General features: G+C 63.2%; 20 protein-coding genes. 16 read left to right on the top strand and 4 right to left on the bottom strand.

Annotated elements, in window-relative coordinates; translation table 11 throughout:
• Positions 1–72 precede the first annotated feature (72 nt).
• The gene (gene sucC / locus FIU91_RS16985) at positions 73–1,266 is read right to left on the bottom strand and encodes an ADP-forming succinate--CoA ligase subunit beta (RefSeq protein ID WP_093008909.1); all 1,194 of its coding nucleotides are present in this window, start codon (positions 1,264–1,266) and stop codon (positions 73–75) included.
• Positions 1,267–1,556: 290 nt separating this feature from the next.
• Between sucC and FIU91_RS16980 the strand changes: the two genes are divergently transcribed.
• Positions 1,557–2,597: a glycosyltransferase family 2 protein gene (locus tag FIU91_RS16980; protein ID WP_152463371.1), complete on the top strand. Its 1,041-nt coding sequence runs from the start codon at positions 1,557–1,559 to the stop codon at positions 2,595–2,597.
• A 3-nt stretch (positions 2,598–2,600) separates the two neighbouring features.
• A complete protein-coding gene (locus FIU91_RS16975) occupies positions 2,601–3,572 on the top strand; it encodes a glycosyltransferase family 2 protein (RefSeq protein ID WP_152463370.1) in 972 nt (323 codons plus the stop codon).
• A gap of 61 nt (positions 3,573–3,633) precedes the next feature.
• Here the strand turns inward: FIU91_RS16975 and mdh are convergent, their stop codons facing one another.
• A complete protein-coding gene (gene mdh / locus FIU91_RS16970) occupies positions 3,634–4,596 on the bottom strand; it encodes a malate dehydrogenase (protein ID WP_093008906.1) in 963 nt (320 codons plus the stop codon).
• Positions 4,597–4,757: 161 nt separating this feature from the next.
• Between mdh and FIU91_RS16965 the strand changes: the two genes are divergently transcribed.
• The 14 genes from FIU91_RS16965 to FIU91_RS16905 all read left to right on the top strand — a co-directional run bounded on the left by FIU91_RS16965 (position 4,758) and on the right by FIU91_RS16905 (position 15,542).
• Positions 4,758–5,510: a sulfite exporter TauE/SafE family protein gene (locus tag FIU91_RS16965; RefSeq protein ID WP_152463369.1), complete on the top strand. Its 753-nt coding sequence runs from the start codon at positions 4,758–4,760 to the stop codon at positions 5,508–5,510.
• Between the two features lie 102 nt (positions 5,511–5,612).
• Positions 5,613–6,464 carry a CoA ester lyase gene (locus tag FIU91_RS16960; protein ID WP_371418206.1) on the top strand — a complete coding sequence of 284 codons (852 nt, stop codon included), beginning with the start codon at positions 5,613–5,615 and terminating at the stop codon, positions 6,462–6,464.
• 5 nt (positions 6,465–6,469) lie between these two features.
• Positions 6,470–7,015 (top strand): NnrU family protein, encoded by a 546-nt coding sequence (locus FIU91_RS16955; RefSeq protein ID WP_152463367.1) that lies wholly within the window; start codon positions 6,470–6,472, stop codon positions 7,013–7,015.
• Between the two features lie 19 nt (positions 7,016–7,034).
• Complete coding sequence (locus FIU91_RS16950; protein ID WP_093008903.1) at positions 7,035–7,238, top strand: DUF1737 domain-containing protein; 204 nt, start codon at positions 7,035–7,037, stop codon at positions 7,236–7,238.
• A 20-nt stretch (positions 7,239–7,258) separates the two neighbouring features.
• Positions 7,259–8,290 carry a MaoC family dehydratase gene (locus FIU91_RS16945; RefSeq protein WP_152463775.1) on the top strand — a complete coding sequence of 344 codons (1,032 nt, stop codon included), beginning with the start codon at positions 7,259–7,261 and terminating at the stop codon, positions 8,288–8,290.
• A gap of 179 nt (positions 8,291–8,469) precedes the next feature.
• Positions 8,470–8,853: a succinate dehydrogenase, cytochrome b556 subunit gene (gene sdhC / locus FIU91_RS16940; protein ID WP_152463366.1), complete on the top strand. Its 384-nt coding sequence runs from the start codon at positions 8,470–8,472 to the stop codon at positions 8,851–8,853.
• 13 nt (positions 8,854–8,866) lie between these two features.
• Positions 8,867–9,238 carry a succinate dehydrogenase, hydrophobic membrane anchor protein gene (gene sdhD / locus FIU91_RS16935; protein WP_152463365.1) on the top strand — a complete coding sequence of 124 codons (372 nt, stop codon included), beginning with the start codon at positions 8,867–8,869 and terminating at the stop codon, positions 9,236–9,238.
• A 21-nt stretch (positions 9,239–9,259) separates the two neighbouring features.
• Positions 9,260–11,065, top strand: coding sequence for a succinate dehydrogenase flavoprotein subunit (gene sdhA, locus FIU91_RS16930; RefSeq protein WP_093008900.1), 1,806 nt, complete (start codon positions 9,260–9,262; stop codon positions 11,063–11,065).
• A gap of 235 nt (positions 11,066–11,300) precedes the next feature.
• Entirely contained in the window at positions 11,301–11,645 is a 345-nt protein-coding gene (locus FIU91_RS16925) for a hypothetical protein (RefSeq protein ID WP_254701993.1), read from the top strand.
• A 118-nt stretch (positions 11,646–11,763) separates the two neighbouring features.
• On the top strand, positions 11,764–12,543 hold the full coding sequence (locus FIU91_RS16920; RefSeq protein WP_093008897.1) for a succinate dehydrogenase iron-sulfur subunit: 780 nt from the start codon (positions 11,764–11,766) through the stop codon (positions 12,541–12,543).
• 168 nt (positions 12,544–12,711) lie between these two features.
• Positions 12,712–12,852: a hypothetical protein gene (locus tag FIU91_RS19520; protein WP_172975040.1), complete on the top strand. Its 141-nt coding sequence runs from the start codon at positions 12,712–12,714 to the stop codon at positions 12,850–12,852.
• Between the two features lie 125 nt (positions 12,853–12,977).
• A complete protein-coding gene (locus tag FIU91_RS16915) occupies positions 12,978–13,175 on the top strand; it encodes a hypothetical protein (protein WP_093008896.1) in 198 nt (65 codons plus the stop codon).
• A gap of 243 nt (positions 13,176–13,418) precedes the next feature.
• Positions 13,419–14,588 carry a type III PLP-dependent enzyme gene (locus FIU91_RS16910; RefSeq protein ID WP_152463364.1) on the top strand — a complete coding sequence of 390 codons (1,170 nt, stop codon included), beginning with the start codon at positions 13,419–13,421 and terminating at the stop codon, positions 14,586–14,588.
• Between the two features lie 111 nt (positions 14,589–14,699).
• Positions 14,700–15,542, top strand: coding sequence for a DUF1989 domain-containing protein (locus tag FIU91_RS16905; protein ID WP_152463363.1), 843 nt, complete (start codon positions 14,700–14,702; stop codon positions 15,540–15,542).
• Positions 15,543–15,546: 4 nt separating this feature from the next.
• Here the strand turns inward: FIU91_RS16905 and deoD are convergent, their stop codons facing one another.
• The gene (deoD, locus tag FIU91_RS16900) at positions 15,547–16,251 is read right to left on the bottom strand and encodes a purine-nucleoside phosphorylase (RefSeq protein ID WP_152463362.1); all 705 of its coding nucleotides are present in this window, start codon (positions 16,249–16,251) and stop codon (positions 15,547–15,549) included.
• Positions 16,251–16,556: an H-NS family nucleoid-associated regulatory protein gene (locus FIU91_RS16895; protein WP_093008893.1), complete on the bottom strand. Its 306-nt coding sequence runs from the start codon at positions 16,554–16,556 to the stop codon at positions 16,251–16,253. Before FIU91_RS16895 ends, deoD begins: the two co-directional genes overlap by 1 nt.
• Positions 16,557–16,586 lie beyond the last annotated feature (30 nt).

Genomic DNA, 16,586 nt, shown 5'->3' with positions numbered 1-16,586 from the left:
GAGATACGCCGATTGTTCACGACCGGTTGCATGTATGTGTTCGAGCTTCATCGCGATCCGTCCGCCGAATTCTCAGCCCTTGACCGCCTGAACGATTTTCTGCGCGCCGTCCTTGAGGTCGTCCGCGGCGATCACGTCGAGGCCGGAGTTGTTGATGATCTCCTTGCCCTGCTCAACATTGGTGCCTTCAAGACGCACGACCAGCGGAACTTTCAGGCCGACTTCCTTCACCGCGGCGACCACGCCCTCGGCGATGACGTCGCAGCGCATGATGCCGCCGAAAATGTTCACGAGGATGCCTTTGACGTTGCTGTCAGAGGTGATGATCTTGAACGCCTCGGTCACTTTCTCCTTCGTGGCACCGCCGCCGACGTCGAGGAAGTTCGCTGGCTCCGCGCCGTAGAGCTTGATGATATCCATCGTCGCCATCGCGAGGCCCGCACCGTTGACCATGCACCCGATCTCGCCGTCGAGCGCGATGTAGTTGAGGTCGTACTTGGACGCTTCAAGCTCCTTGGGGTCTTCCTCGGTCTCGTCGCGCAGCTCTGCCACGTCGGGCTGACGGTAAAGCGCGTTCGAGTCGAAACCGAGCTTGGCGTCGAGAACCTTCAGCTCGCCGTTCGTCATCACGATCAGCGGGTTGATCTCGAGCATCTCCATGTCGCGCTCGATAAAGGCATTGTAGAGGATGCCCATCAGCTTGACGCATTGCTTGATCTGCGCGCCCTCCAGCCCGAGGGCGAAGGCGATGCGGCGCCCGTGATAGGGCTGGTATCCCGTGGCAGGGTCGACCGCGAAGGACAGGATCTTCTCGGGCGTGGAAGCCGCGACCTCTTCGATATCCATGCCGCCTTCGGTGGAGCAGACGAAGGACACGCGGCTCGACACGCGGTCTACCAGCAGCGCGAGGTAGAGCTCGCGCTCGATATCGGAGCCATCCTCGATGTAGATGCGGTTGACCTGCTTGCCCGCCGGGCCGGTCTGGTGCGTCACGAGGGTCTTGCCGAGCATCTTCTTGGCTTCTTCGGCGGCTTCCTCGACCGATTTGGCCAGGCGCACGCCGCCTTTCTCGCCAGCATCGGCTTCCTTGAAGGAGCCCTTGCCGCGACCGCCCGCGTGGATCTGGGCCTTCACCACCCAGAGCGGGCCATCGAGATTGGCGGCCTCGGTCTTGGCGTCCGCAGCTTTAAGCACGACGCGGCCGTCGGAGACCGGCGCGCCGTAGCTCCGCAGAAGAGCCTTGGCCTGATACTCGTGGATATTCATGTCATCCGTCCCGTTTTGCTGTCTTTCCACCTGCTATAAAGGCTAGCTGGGGCGTCGTGCACCGAAAAACACCTCGAATTGCGCTGACCCGGCAATAATTCGCCTTTTGTGATCACACAGGAATTTAGTGTGATCACAATGCGGGGCGGCGGTGTCCGACTCTTCGATGCGCGTTCTCGGTGCCGGTCTGCATCACTGGTCGCCGAAAGCGGCGGGGCGATTTTGACAAGCCAGGCGCGCCTCGCATACCGTCTCATCAACAAAAAGAAGAAATTCTGAGGTTTCGAGCAATGCCTCGCAAGATGACGTCCAACAGGGCGCAGATGTCGGCGTCCGGTGGTCGCTGGAGCGTCGTTGCAACCGTGCGCGAACCTGCGGCGCTGCTTTTGGCGTTCGCGGCGCATCACCTCGATCTCGGCGCCCTGCATGTTCATCTCTATCTCGATGGACCGCATCCGGATCTCGAAGCGGCGATCGGTGCGGACCCGCGCGTGACGCTCATCACCTGCGATGATGCCTTTTATTCCAGTATCGGACGCCGTCGTCCGGGCTGGATCAACAGACGGCAGATCGTGAACGCCAACCACGCAGAGACGCTGAGCGATGCAGACTGGCTCTTCCATCTCGACGCCGACGAGTTCCTGACCGCCGACCCCGCCGAGGAGCTTGCCGCCTTGCCGCCCGAGATCTCGGCATACTGGGTGCAGAACGGAGAGAGGGTCTACCTCGAAGGCGCGCCGCTCGAGACCATTTTCGACGGCGCATTGGCGCTCCCGATGACCGATCCGGGCCGTCTTGCCCGGGTGCGGGGCCCGGATATGGGGCATCTGACGCGTCACGGTCTTCTGGCACATGCACTCGGAAAGGGGGCGCTGCGTGTTGGCGGCGGCATCGGCGCGGGCATTCACCGGCCGCGCTGCGACACGGATGTGACCCATGCCGCCGACACCGTTAGAATAAGTCATTTCGACGGTCTCACCCGTCTGCACTGGGCCTTGAAGCTTCAACGTCACGCAGAGAACGGGGTTCTGCCGAAGCCCGGGCGCCGTCATTCGAGTTACCGGGATCAGCAGATCGCGCTGGCTGTCGAGTCGGGCGGCGATCTCGCTCCGGTCGTCGCATTGCACGACCGGCTCAGGGTCATTCCGCCGCTGATGGCTCGGAAGATGAGCCGCATACACCGTCTGAAGCCGACAGGTGTGGATGCGTCGGCGTCGCTGACGCGGATCTTTCCAGGCGTCTCGGCAGATCTGTCCGTCGAGGCGTTCGATGCGGCGCTACTGGTCGAGCGGGCCGACCGCGAGGGCCATGCGGCCCTTCTCAAGGCGTAAGCGATGCGTTGGGGCGTCGTCTCGACCGTCGCAGAGCCGCCTGAACTTCTTGCGGCGCACGCCGCGCACTACGTGACGATGGGTGTATCAGAGATCCGCTACTATCTCGATCGATCCGACCCTCGCATCAACGAGTTGCTCGGGCGTGTGCCGCAGGTGCATCTCATCGGGGCCGATGAGGCATTTTATACAGACATTGTCGGAGTGCGGCGCAAGCCCGCGGCTCTCAACCGCAAGCAACGGTTCAATGCGGAGCACGCGGTGCGGACGATGGAGGTCGATTGGCTCCTGCACGTAGATGCCGACGAATTCCTGGCGGCAGAGGAATTCGCAGGGCTGCTCTCCGCTTTGCCAGACGACATCGACAGTTTGCATATCCCGAACGGTGAGCGTGTCTGGCTGAGGGACGCGCCGGTGGACACGATATTCGACGGCGCTCTGCTGTGGCAGGTTCCGGGTCCGCCGCGTGCCGCGCGCCGCCTGCTTGGAGACGAGCTTGCGCTCTTCACCGATCGCGGCTTTTGCGGACATGCGCTTGGCAAGAGCGTCACTCGGACCGGGCGTGGGCTCAGCCTCGGGCTTCATGGCCCCCGTCGTGAGCCGCCAGCGCGCATCGCGGAAAGCCGCGAGGCGAAGATCTGTCATTTCGACGGGCTGACGCGGGCGCATTGGTGCGCCAAGCTCATGCGGTACGCCGCGCAGGGCATGTATAAAGACGGCTCGCGCGCCCAGTCCTTTCGCGCGCGTCAGATTGCAGAAGTCACGGAGGCTGGGGGCGACGGAGCAGCGGCGCTCGCCCTGCATGACAAGCTGCGCGTCCTCGGGCCGGAACTGGCCGATGCACTGAGGCAAGCCGGGTGCCTGGAGCCTATGCCGTGCGATCCGGCCCGCGCGACGGCGGCGCTTTTCGGTGGGAGCGTTGACCTCAGACCGGAGGCTTTCGATCGAAGCGTCGGACTGTCGTCGCCAGACTGAACCGCAACGAAAAAGGGCGGCTCAGCGGCCGCCCTTGATTGAAATCGCAGTGTCGCCGATCTCAGCTCAGGCTGTCGTCGATGCCCTTGCAGGCGTCCACGAGACCCTTGACCGCGTTGACCGAGTTGTCGAACATCGCCTGTTCGTCCTTGGTCATTTGGATCTCGACGATACGCTCGATACCGCCTGCGCCGATGACGGTCGGCACGCCGACGTAAAGGCCCTTCAGGCCGAACTGGCCGTCGCACCATGCCGCGCAGGGCAGGACGCGCTTCTGGTCCTTGAGATAGGCCTCGGCCATCTCGATGGCGCTCGTTGCGGGCGCGTAGAAGGCGGAGCCGGTCTTCAGGAGGCCAACGATCTCAGCGCCGCCGTCACGGGTGCGTTGCACGATCGCGTCGAGCTTGTCCTGCGTGGTCCAGCCCATTTTGACAAGGTCGGGCAGAGGCACGCCTGCGACCGTCGAATAGCGGGTCAGCGGCACCATCGTGTCACCGTGACCGCCGAGAACGAATGCGGAGACATCCTTCATCGACACGCCAAACTCGAGGCTGAGGAAGTGGCGGAAACGCGCGCTGTCGAGAACGCCCGCCATGCCGACGACTTTCTCGTGCGGCATGCCCGAGAATTCGCGCAGGGCCCAGACCATCGCATCGAGCGGGTTGGTGATGCAGATCACGAACGCGTCCGGTGCATTGTCGCGGATGCCTTCGCCAACCGACTTCATGACCTTGAGGTTGATGCCCAGAAGGTCGTCGCGGCTCATGCCCGGCTTGCGCGGCACGCCGGCGGTGACGATGCAGACATCCGCGCCAGCGATATCGGCGTAGTCCTGGGTGCCTTTGAGGTTCGCATCGAAGCCTTCGGACGGCCCGGATTCTGCGATGTCGAGCGCCTTGCCCTCGGGCGTGCCCTCGGCGATGTCGAAGAGGACGACGTCGCCCAGCTCCTTCAGCGCGGCAAGATGTGCAAGCGTCCCGCCGATCTGTCCCGCGCCGATGAGCGCGATCTTGGGTCTGGCCATGAGGTAGTCTCCGGTTGGGTGAAAATTTGCGTGATGGCCTAAGCAATGTCCGGGCCGCGCGCAAGCCTGCCGCGATGCAGCGACCTTGGAAGGCCAGCCTGTTCATTGCCGGGCTCAAGCGCTAACACATCGCTAACACCGTCATTTACGGACGTTTTCACATGGATCTTCTCAGCTGGCCCGTTTTTGCGCTTGCCGTGCCTGCGGTGATCTTCGCGGGCGTCTCCAAGGGTGGATTCGGCTCGGGCGCAGCGTTTGCGTCGGCCTCGATTCTGGCGATCGTGCTCGATCCCGGTGCGGCGCTCGGGATCATGTTGCCGCTCTTGATGGTCATCGACGTGGTCAGTTTGCCGGCCTACTGGAAGAAGTGGCGCTGGCCGGAGGCGCGGCTCCTGATCGCGGCCGGTCTGCCCGGCGTGGTGCTCGGCGCGCTGTTCTATCGCTGGACGAACGACGACGCGATTCGCCTTGTGATTGGGCTGGTCTGTCTTTTGTTCATCGCGTGGCAGTGGGCGCAGAAAGCCGGTGTCATCCGGATCGAGCGGCAGATGGGCCAGCGCGCGGGCATCCTTGCGGGTCTGACGCTGGGCTTCACCTCTTTCGTCAGCCATGCAGGCGGACCTGCCGCCGCGGTCTATCTGCTGGGGCGCAGCCTGCCGAAGACCGCGTTCCAGGCGACCACGGTTCTCGTGTTCTGGGCGATCAACCTCTCCAAGGTCGGGCTTTACGCGGGGATGGGAATCTTCACCCGCGAAAGCCTGCTTCTCGATCTCGCGCTGATCCCCGCGGCGGTCCTCGGCACCTGGATCGGGATCAAGGCGCATCATCTCGTGCCGGAGCGGGTCTTCTTCGGTCTGACCTATACGCTGCTCGGCATCACCGGCTCTAAACTCATCTGGGACGCGCTGAGCTGAGGGCGGCTCTCTGCATTGCAGCAAATTCTGCTTGAATGTTTCGGCAAAAACTGGCTGTTTCCGGCGCAATATTGTTTCGCGCCGCCTGAGGGGATGCCGCCCATGATGACCCGCCCGCTTCGCTCCGTCCTCTATATTCCGGGCTCCAAGCCGCGGGCGATCGACAAGGCGCGGGGCCTCGCGGTCGATGCGATCATCTTCGATCTGGAGGACGCGGTCTCACCCGAGGAAAAGGCGGTGGCCCGTGCGACACTCGCCGAAGAGCTGGACAAGGGCGGCTTCGCGCCGCGCTTCACCCTGGTGCGGATCAACGGCCTTGAGACCGAATGGGGCAAGGACGACGCGAAGGCCGCGGCCGAGATGAAGGCCGATGCGGTGCTTCTGCCGAAGGTCGAGAACACGGCGCAGCTCGATTCTCTCGCGGGGATCACCGGCGACGTGCGGCTTTGGGCCATGATGGAGACGCCGCGCGGCATTCTTGCGGCGCCCGAGATCGCGGCCCATCCTCTGATGGACGGCTTCATCATGGGCACGAACGACCTCGTGAAGGAGCTCGGCGCGCGGGCGACAGCCGACCGGGTCTCGATGCTGCCGGCGCTGGGTCAGTGCCTGCTGGCGGCGCGCGCGCATGGCATCGCGGCGGTCGACGGCGTCTACAACGCGTTCAAGGACGAAGAGGGGCTCGCCGCCGAATGCCGGCAAGGCCGCGATATGGGCTTTGACGGCAAGACGCTGATCCATCCCGCTCAGGTCGAGATCGCGAACCGCGCCTTTGGCCCCTCCGAAGACGACCTCGATCTCGCGCGCCGTCAGATCGAGGCTTACGAGGCGGCGAAGGCCGAAGGGCAGGGGGTCGCGGTGGTCGACGGGAAGATCGTCGAAAATCTGCACGTAGACACGGCCCGCAAACTCTTGGCACAAGCGGAAGCAATCGACGCCATCGCGAAAGGATGACCGCAATGCTTCTGCTGATACTCGGGCTGCTCCTCTGGGTCGCCGCGCATTTCTTCAAACGTGTCGCACCCGAGCAGCGCGCGGCGATGGGCAATGCGGGCAAGGGGCTCGTCGCGGTCGGCGTTCTGGCGGGGCTCGTCCTTATGATCCTTGGCTATCGCGCGGCGCCCTTGATCCCTGTCTGGAACCCGCCGTCCTTCATGGTCCACATCAACAACCTGATGATGCTGGGTGCCGTGTTCCTGTACGGGATGAGTGCCACGAAAGGCCGTTTGCGCGGCAAGCTGCGGCATCCGCAGCTCACCGCGGTCAAGGTTTGGGCGATCGCGCACCTTCTGGTCAACGGTGACCTGGCCTCGATCATCCTTTTCGGCGGGCTCTTGGCCTGGGCTGTCGCCGAGGTGATCCTCATCAACAAGAGCACGACCTGGGACCGGCCCGAGCCCGGCCCTGCGAAGAAAGATGTCGTTCTTCTTATCATTTCCATCGTGATGTTCGTCCTCATCACCGGAATTCACGCCTGGCTGGGCGTCTGGCCCTTCCCGGCCTGACCCCGCGAGAGGAGACCTTATGAAACTCTACCGCTTCCTCAGCGAAGACGACACGTCGGCCTTTTGCCACAAGGTGAGCGAAGCCCTCTCCAAGGGCTGGGAGCTCTACGGCGATCCGACCTACGCCTTCGATTCCGCGAACGGCGTGATGCGCTGCGGCCAAGCCGTCGTGAAGGACGCACCCGGCACCTACGATCCTGACATGAAGCTCGGAGAGCAGTGATGAAGGATGAGGGTGGATCGGTGGCGAAGACCAATTCCGGAAATTTCTTCGAGGATTACGAGATCGGGCAGGTGTTGGAACACGCCGTGCCCCGCACCGTCGGTCCGGGCGAGCGGGCGCTGTACCACGCGCTCTACCCGGAGCGGCACGCGCTCTACTCATCGGACCAGTTCGCGCGCGCCTCGGGCCTGCCGGAAAGTCCGCTCGATGATCTGGCGGCGTTCCACGTCGTTTTCGGCAAGTCGGTGCCGGATATCTCGCTCAACGCGCGAGCCAATCTGGGCTATGCGGAAGGACGCTGGCTGAAGCCTGTCTTCGCCGGCGACACGCTGCGCGCGCAGTCGGAAGTGATCGGCCTCAAGCAGAATTCGAACGGGAAAACCGGCGTCGTCTGGGTGCGGACCAAGGGCATCAATCAACGCGACGAGACGGTGATCGACTTCGTGCGCTGGGTGATGGTCAAGAAACGCGATGAAGATGCTCCCGCCCCCTCGACCGTCGTGCCCAACCTCAAGAATGCGCTCGAGCCCGCCGATCTGACGATTCCCTCGGGGCTCGATTTCTCGGATTACGATTTCGGTCAGGCCGGAGAACGGCACCGCCTCAGCGATTACGCGATCGGAGAGGTTATCGACCACGTAGACGGCGTCACGGTCGAGGAAGCCGAGCACATGATGGCGACGCGCCTCTGGCAGAACACGGCCAAGGTGCATTTCGACGCCACCCAGCGCGAGGATGGCAAGCGCCTGATCTATGGCGGGCATGTCATCTCGATGGCTCGCGCGCTCAGTTTCAACGGTCTCGCCAACGCGCAGATCATCGCAGGGCTCAATGCAGGGGCGCATGCCAATCCGTGCTTTGCAGGCGACACGATCCGGGCCTGGTCCGAAGTGCTCGACACGGCGGAAACCTCCGCGCCGGGCGTCGGTGCGATCCGTTTGCGCCTGGTTGCAACGAAAGACGGCAGCGTCGGCGAGCTCAAGGATGAGGATGGCAGGTATCTGCCCGGTATCCTGCTCGATCTCGATTACTGGGCGCTGATCCCGCTCTAATGGCCCGAGGCGACTCGCTGCGCGGTGGATATTTGTGATCACACGCGTATTTCTTGTGATCACTTGCCGCGCTATCAGCCCGGCAACCGCGGCAAAGGCGCTCATTTTCGAGGCTGGGCGCGTGACAGCGCGATAAATATGACTAGAACCAAGCTCAGGGAACCGAAAGGAATTCGTCAATGGCAGACGTGAACCGGGGGAACCGCCCCCTGTCGCCGCACCTGCAGGTCTACCGCCCGCAGCTGACCTCCATCACCTCGATCCTGACGCGGATTACCGGCAATGCGCTGATCGTCGCGATTTTCATGATTGTATGGTGGTTCATCGCCGCGGCCTCCGGGCCCGAGTATTTCGCCACCGCGAACGGCTTCGTGACGAGCTGGTTCGGCGATCTGGTGATGTTCCTGTCGGTCTGGGCACTTTGGTACCACTTCTTCGCCGGCATCCGGCACCTCATCTGGGATTACGCGATAGGTCTCGAGCTCGATATCGCGGAAAAGCTCGGCTGGGGCATGATCGGTGCCTCCGTCGCCATGACCATCCTCACCGTCATCATCATCTGAAGGGGCGCAGCACATGGCATTCCTGACCGACCGCAAGCGCGCCGTGAACTGGGGCAGCGCGAAAGCCGGAACCGAGCATTTCTGGAAGATGAAGATCCAATCCGTGGGCCTTCTTTTCCTGGTGCCGCTTTTCGTCTTCACCTTCGGCCCGATCCTGGGATCGAGCTACGAAGAGGTGATCGCTTATTACTCCCGTCCCTTCCCGGCGATCGTGGCGGGGCTCACGATCCTCGTGACCTGCATCCACTTCAAGGACGGCTTCCAGACCCTCGTCGAGGATTACGTGCACGGACTTTGGGAAAAGATCCTCATCCTCGGCATGACCTGCCTTATGTATGCGCTCGCCGCGACCGGCCTTTTCGCCGTCGCGCGCCTGGCGCTTTGATTTCGCGGAGACCGACGAGACATGGCTGAATACGAATACGAGACGCATGATTATGACGTCGTGGTCGTGGGGGCCGGCGGCTCGGGCCTGCGCGCGACGCTGGGCATGGCCGAGCAAGGGCTCAAGACCGCCTGCGTGACCAAGGTGTTCCCGACCCGGTCGCATACCGTGGCCGCACAGGGTGGCATCGCGGCCTCTTTGTCGAACATGGGGCCCGACCACTGGCAATGGCACATGTACGACACGGTGAAGGGGTCCGACTGGCTCGGCGACACCGACGCGATGGAATATCTCGCGCGTCATGCTCCCGCGGCGGTCTACGAGCTTGAGCATTACGGCGTGCCGTTCTCGCGTACCGAAGAGGGCAAGATCTACCAGCGTCCCTTCGGCGGCCACACGACCGAGTTCGGTGAAGGCCCGCCGGTACAGCGCACCTGTGCTGCCGCCGACCGCACCGGTCACGCGATCCTGCACACGCTCTACGGCCAGTCGCTCAAGAACAACGCCGAGTTCTACATCGAGTATTTCGCCATCGACCTTCTGATGGACGATGACGGCACCTGCACGGGCGTCGTCTGCTGGAAGCTCGACGACGGCACGATGCATGTCTTCAACGCGAAGATGGTCGTGCTCGCGACCGGCGGCTATGGCCGTGCCTATTTCTCCGCTACCTCGGCGCATACATGCACCGGCGATGGCGGCGGCATGGTCGCGCGGGCCGGGCTACCCCTTCAGGACATGGAGTTCGTTCAGTTCCATCCGACCGGCATCTACGGCGCGGGCTGCCTTATCACCGAGGGTGCGCGCGGCGAAGGCGGGTATCTGACCAACTCCGAAGGCGAGCGGTTCATGGAGCGCTATGCGCCCAACTACAAGGACCTCGCGCCACGCGACTACGTTTCGCGCTGCATGACGATGGAGATCCGCGAAGGACGCGGCGTCGGCAAGGGTGGCGATCACATCCACCTGAACCTCTCGCACCTGCCCAAAGAGGCGCTGCAACTGCGTCTGCCCGGCATCTCCGAGAGCGCGCGCATCTTCGCGGGCGTCGATGTCACCAAAGAGCCGATCCCGGTGATTCCGACCGTGCATTACAACATGGGCGGCATCCCCACGAATTACTGGGGCGAGGTGCTGAACCCGACAGCGGACGACCCGAACAAGATCGTGCCCGGCCTCATGGCCGTGGGCGAGGCGGGGTGCGCCTCCGTGCACGGTGCGAACCGCCTCGGATCGAACTCGCTCATCGACCTCGTGGTCTTCGGCCGCGCCGCCGCGATCCGCGCGGGCGACGTGGTCGACCGGGCAGCCTCGCCGCGCAAGGCCGACAAGGGACAGGTGGACAAGGCGTTCGACCGCTTCGATGCGCTGCGCCACGCTGATGGCGGGACGCCCACAGCGGAACTCCGGCTCGAGATGCAGAAGACCATGCAGGAAGACGCCGCCGTCTTCCGCACCGCCGAGACGATGGCGAACGGTCTCAAGCGCATGACCGACATCGCAGGCAAGATCGGCGATCTGAAGGTTACGGATCGCAGCCTTGTCTGGAACTCCGATCTCATGGAGACGCTGGAGCTTACCAACCTCATGCCGAACGCGCTGGCGACCATCGCCGGAGCCGAGGCACGGAAGGAAAGCCGCGGTGCCCATGCGCACGAGGACTTCGCCGAGCGCGACGACGAGAACTGGCGCGTACATACGATCAGCCGGATCTCGGACGCGAAGGTGGATCTCAGCTATCGTCCGATCGTGACCGATCCTTTGACCACGGAAGAGCAAGGCGGGATCGAGCTGAAAAAGATCGCGCCCAAGGCGCGCACGTTCTGATGGCTCGGGGTTTCAAACCGCTCGCGGCTGCCGCACTCGCAGCTCTTTCCGCCTGTGCCGCACCGCCCGCGCCGGCGCCCCAGCCGGCCCCGATTGTGCAAGCAGATGTCTATACCGGCAAAGGTGCGGGACTTTCGGCGCATGGCGCGGGTGGTCGGACCGGCGGAACTGTCGTGACCGCCGCCAGCCTAGACTGTCCGCCCGGCGCCCCCACTCTCTATCGCGGGACGCTCTATTGCCTCGATTGACCCGGTCATACACGCGCGCCGCCCCAACGGCGCTGATTGCCATCCTGGCACTTGCCGGCTGCACGCCGCAGACGCAGGATCAGATCGCGCGCTCTGCGGCGAAATCGACCGTCAACCGGGTCGTACTCGAACGCTATCCCGGCCTTCCTGTGGAGCCAGCGATCAACTGCATCATCGACAATGCGAACTCGACACAGATCGTCTCCCTCGCTGCCGACAGCGTGACTGGCCCGACCGACGCCACAGGCGAGGTCGTCACCGCGATCCTGCGCAAGCCGGAGACATTGCAGTGTCTGAGTGGTGCTGCACTGAGCGAGGTAGCTCGTCTATGATGATTGCACGCAGAGACCCGAAGAGATGCCGCGCATTGTCACGGTCGGTCGGTCCCGCCTTTCATGCCGCGCGCTCACGCCATATCTTGAATGATGAAATAGCCACGGAGGCACCGTCATGGTTCAACTGACGCTCCCCAAGAACTCCACCATCCGGACGGGCAAGACCTGGCCGAAGCCCGAGGGCGCGAACCGGGTTGGTACGTTCAAGATCTACCGTTGGAGCCCCGATGACGGGGAAAATCCACGGGTCGATACGTACTTCCTCGACCTCGACGCCTGCGGGCCGATGGTTCTGGACGCTCTTATCAAGATCAAGAACGAGATCGACCCGACGCTGACCTTCCGCCGCTCCTGTCGCGAAGGCATCTGCGGGTCCTGCGCGATGAACATCGACGGGATCAACACGCTGGCCTGCATCTACGGCATCGACGAGGTGAAGGGCGACGTGAAAATCTACCCGCTGCCGCACATGCCGGTGGTCAAGGATCTCATCCCGGACCTGACGCATTTCTACGCGCAGCACGCCTCGATCCATCCCTGGCTCGAGACGGAGACGCCGCGCCCGGCCAAGGAATGGAAGCAGTCCATCGAGGATCGCGAAAAGCTCGACGGTCTTTACGAATGCGTGATGTGCGCCTGCTGCTCGACCGCCTGCCCGTCCTACTGGTGGAACGGCGATCGGTATCTCGGGCCGGCAGCGCTTCTGCACGCCTATCGCTGGATCATCGACAGCCGTGACGAGGCGACGGGTGAGCGGCTCGACGATCTTGAAGATCCCTTCAAGCTCTATCGCTGCCACACGATCATGAATTGCGCGAAGACCTGCCCCAAGGGTCTGAACCCCGCCAAGGCGATCGCGGAGATCAAGAAAACGATGGTCGAGCGAGCCATCTGAGCGCAGACTGATTGCACGCGAAGCGCCCCGGCCCTCGGTCGGGGCGTTTTGTTTGTGCCATGTGCTGCCTGCATCGCTCGGTTGCAGATCTGATGCTTGTGCTGCGTCGCAGCGATGGTCAAATCGGGGGTGTAGGGAGGGGACTACGCATCCGAGAAGAGGCCCCTTATGGCAGACAATTCCACATCCCCCGCCGAGGCTCTCGCGCTTCTGAACGAAGCCTTCGCGTATTTCGACGTGCGCGACCTCGCCCCGCAGGCAGAGGCCGAAGACGCTGCGGACTACGACGAATTCGGTCTCGCGGCCTGAACGCGCCGCACGTCCGGCAGACCGCTTTGCATCCCGGCTCCGCCCCGCCAAACGTGGGACGGAGCTTTTTGTTTCGGAGACCTAGTGACACCTTTGCCTGACATCTGCGGAGCCGAGGCGCGCCGATGATCGTTGTCATCGGTCTTATCGTTGCGTTCGTTCTGGTCGCGATCTTCGCGAACCGGGAGACGCGCGATTGTCGCTGGCGCGAATATCGGACCGGCGACGGGCGCGCGGAATGGCGCTGCGCCTTCTGCGGCGCGGTGACCGAGGGGACGCAAGGCAAGACCCCGCAACGCTGTTACCGCCCCGAAGACAGCTAGGCGCACGGCCTGAATTTGATCAAAAGCCACAAGGGGATAGCGCGATTCCGCCGTTGCGGAAAATTCTTGTCCCGCGCACGAAATTTCTCTTGAAACGACTCAGGTGAACGTCGATATGCGCGCTACGACAGACGCCAACGCACGCGCCTCTTTCCCATGGGTCCGCCCCACGGTTACGTAGCGACGGTAACGTCTCCCGAAGAAGTGAGCGGTCATAGATGGCCGGGTCTAGTGGAGATGGACATGAACGCATACGTCGCCGATTTTTCGGCATTTTCCGCACCTCAAACCTCCCGCGTCGAAGAATTCATCTTCTCGAGCAGCTTCGACCGTCCGACGCTCGTGATCGACCGCGATGCGGTTGCACACCAGTTCCGTGCCCTGCGCGCGGGTCTGGGCCGCGCGTCGATCCACTACGCGGTCAAGGCGAACCCCGCACGCGAGATCATCGAGACGCTTGTCGGCCTCGGATCGCATTTCGATGCAGCATCGCGCGGCGAGATCGAGCTTTGCCTGAGCCAGGGCGCGGCGCCCGAGCATGTCTCCTTCGGCAATACGATCAAGCGCGCTTCGGACATTGCCTGGGCGCATGGCGTCGGGATCGATCTGTTCGCGGCCGATGCCGAGGAAGAGCTCGAGAAAATCGCGGAGCACGCGCCCGGTGCTCGGGTCTACATTCGCCTCATTGTCGATGCCTGCGAGGCCGACTGGCCGCTGACCCGCAAGTTCGGCTGTGCGCCTGACAAGGCGGTGGACCTCGTGGCACGCGCGACCGCGCTCGGCCTGACGCCGGTCGGCTTCTCCTTCCATGTCGGCTCGCAGACGAAGCGAGCCGCAGCATGGGCGCCCATCCTCGACCAGGTGAAATCGGTGTGGGACGCGACCCGCGAGGCAGGCTTCGAGCTGTCGCTCCTGAATATCGGCGGCGGCTTCCCGGCCTTCTACACCGATGCCGTGCAAGGCCCGACGCCCTACGCCGTTGAGGTGATGCAGCTCGTCGAGGCGCGTTTTGGCACCGAGGTGGAGATCATGGCAGAGCCGGGCCGCGGCATGGTTGCCGAGGCAGGTGCCATCGCCGCGGAGGTCGTTCTGGTCTCCAAGAAATCCGAGAACGATATGCACCGCTGGGTCTATCTCGACATCGGCCGGTTTTCCGGTCTTGCCGAGACCGAGGGCGAGGCGATCCGCTACCAGTTCGCGACGCTGCGCGAGCACGAGGGCAAAGGCCCCTGCGTCATGGCCGGCCCGTCCTGCGATTCCGCCGACGTGCTCTACGAAAAGCGCCCGGTCGAGCTGCCGCTCGGTCTGCGCGCAGGCGACAAGGTGGTGATCCGGTCCTGCGGCGCATACACCTCGACCTACTCCTCGGTCGGCTTCAACGGCTTCCCGCCGCTCGATGTCGTCGTGATCTGAACACAGCCCCACGGGGTCAAACGAGGCCGGGCCTTGCGCCCGGCCTTCTTGCTTTCGTGTCCATGCCGATTGAGCGTAGTCTCGCGCAAACGCAGCGAGAAGGGGCACAGAGTGACGCAGGAACCGCAGGACGCAGAGACGCGCCGGGCCGCAGCACCGGTGATCTGCTATCCGCCCGAGACGCTGCCAGCGCCGCCGCTTGCCGCCTTCGAGGCTGCTTTGGTGACGGCCACACGAAGCGACGAGATCATCATACCACCCCGCGAGGCGCGCACGTTCCGCGTACCTGCCGGATCGTTCTTCCGCATCGTCAGCGTAGAGGGGCCTCAGGTCGGCGATCTCAATCTCTGGAACGCGGACGATCTGTCAGAGCGGTTCTATTCCGGCAAGACACGTGCACTGCATGGAACGCATGTCACCACTGGTGAGCGGCTCTGGTCGTCCTTTCCGCATCTGCGACCGATGGCGACGATCGTGCGCGACGATCTCGGCTGGTACGGAATTGATGCGGATGGCGGCTCCGTGCATGACGTCATCGGCACGCGCTGCGATCCTTACACGGCCAATGTGCTGTCGGGCGCGCAGTATCACCACTGTTGCCACTCCAACCTGACGCGCGCGCTGGCCGATGAGCTGGGCTGCACCCTGCGTGCCGCCGAGCCACACGTGCATGACGTTCTGAACGTCTTCATGTGCACCGGTTTCACGCGGGATACTGGGCAGTATTTCATGAAAGCCAGTCCGGTGCGCCCGGGTGATGCCTTGACCTTCTTCGCGGAGATCGAACTTCTTGGCGCGCTCTCGGCATGTCCGGGCGGCGATTGCGGTGCCGAGCATTCCTCGGACGAGGCGGCATGTTTTCCGCTGCGCGTAGAGGTGCTGATACCGGCCGCGCAGCCGGAGGGCTGGCAACCGCCCGCGCGCTCCGGTTACGACGGCACGCACGGGCGATAGGGCGTCACGGAAAGGCGGCGTCCAGAGCGATCTCGACCATGTCCCCGAAACTGCGCTCCCGATCTTCGGAAGGCAGCGCCTCATGGGTAATGAGGTGATCGCTGACGGTCAGGACGCAAAGGGCGCGGATTCCGTGGCGTGCCGCGAGATTGTACAGCTCCGCAGCCTCCATCTCGACCCCGAGAATGCCATGCCGGGTCATCTGTTCATTCAGATCGGGCCGCTCGTCGTAAAAGACATCTGCCGAATAGATCCCGCCCACATGCACGGGGGCGCCTTTCGCTTCGGCCGCCTCGACCGCATTCCGCAGCAGGGTCCAATCGGCGGGGGGTGCGAAATTAAACTCCTTGAAGATGCCGCGCGACGGCGTCGAAATTGACGATGCCGTCATCGCGACAATGACGTCTCGTATCGAGACGTGAGTCTGCATTCCACCGCAGGAGCCGATACGGATTAAGGTCTTCGCGCCATAATCTCGAATAAGTTCGTTCGCATAGATGGAAAGCGAGGGCATTCCCATGCCGCTGCCGTGAATCGTGACCGGGTTTCCTTTCCAGGTTCCGGTATATCCGAGCATGCCACGCACCTCGTTCACGAGGCGCGGATTATCGAGGTAGGTTTCCGCTGCCCAGCGCGCCCGATAGGGATCGCCGGGCATGAGAACGGTTTCGGCGATGTCGCCGGGTTTCGCACCGATATGGATGGACATCAGATAGCGAGGTCGTCCAGGCTTTTCCCGGCTGCCAGCGCGTCATTCACCCAATTGGGCTTACGGCCACGACCCGTCCACGTTTGCGTCGGATCGGCGGGGTTTGCATACTTGGCAACACCCTTGTTGCCTTTTCCGGTCTGTCCGGCAACGAGATCGTCGAGAGAGAAGCCGTATTCCCGTGCGGCCTGTTCCGCCGCGCGTTTCGCTTCGGCTTTCTGGCGTGCATCAACTGTCTTCAAAGCTTTGTCGACATCTTTCTTGAGCTGTTCCAGCTCTTCCTTCGACATCTTTTCGAGATCCATTCGTTTTCTCTCCATTTGTTTCATAATTTA

It is taken from the genome of Roseivivax sp. THAF30, assembly GCF_009363575.1.
Lineage (GTDB): Bacteria > Pseudomonadota > Alphaproteobacteria > Rhodobacterales > Rhodobacteraceae > Roseivivax > Roseivivax halotolerans.
The sequence above is the reverse complement of the archived record's forward strand: the minus strand, read 5'-3'. Positions and strand labels throughout refer to the sequence as shown.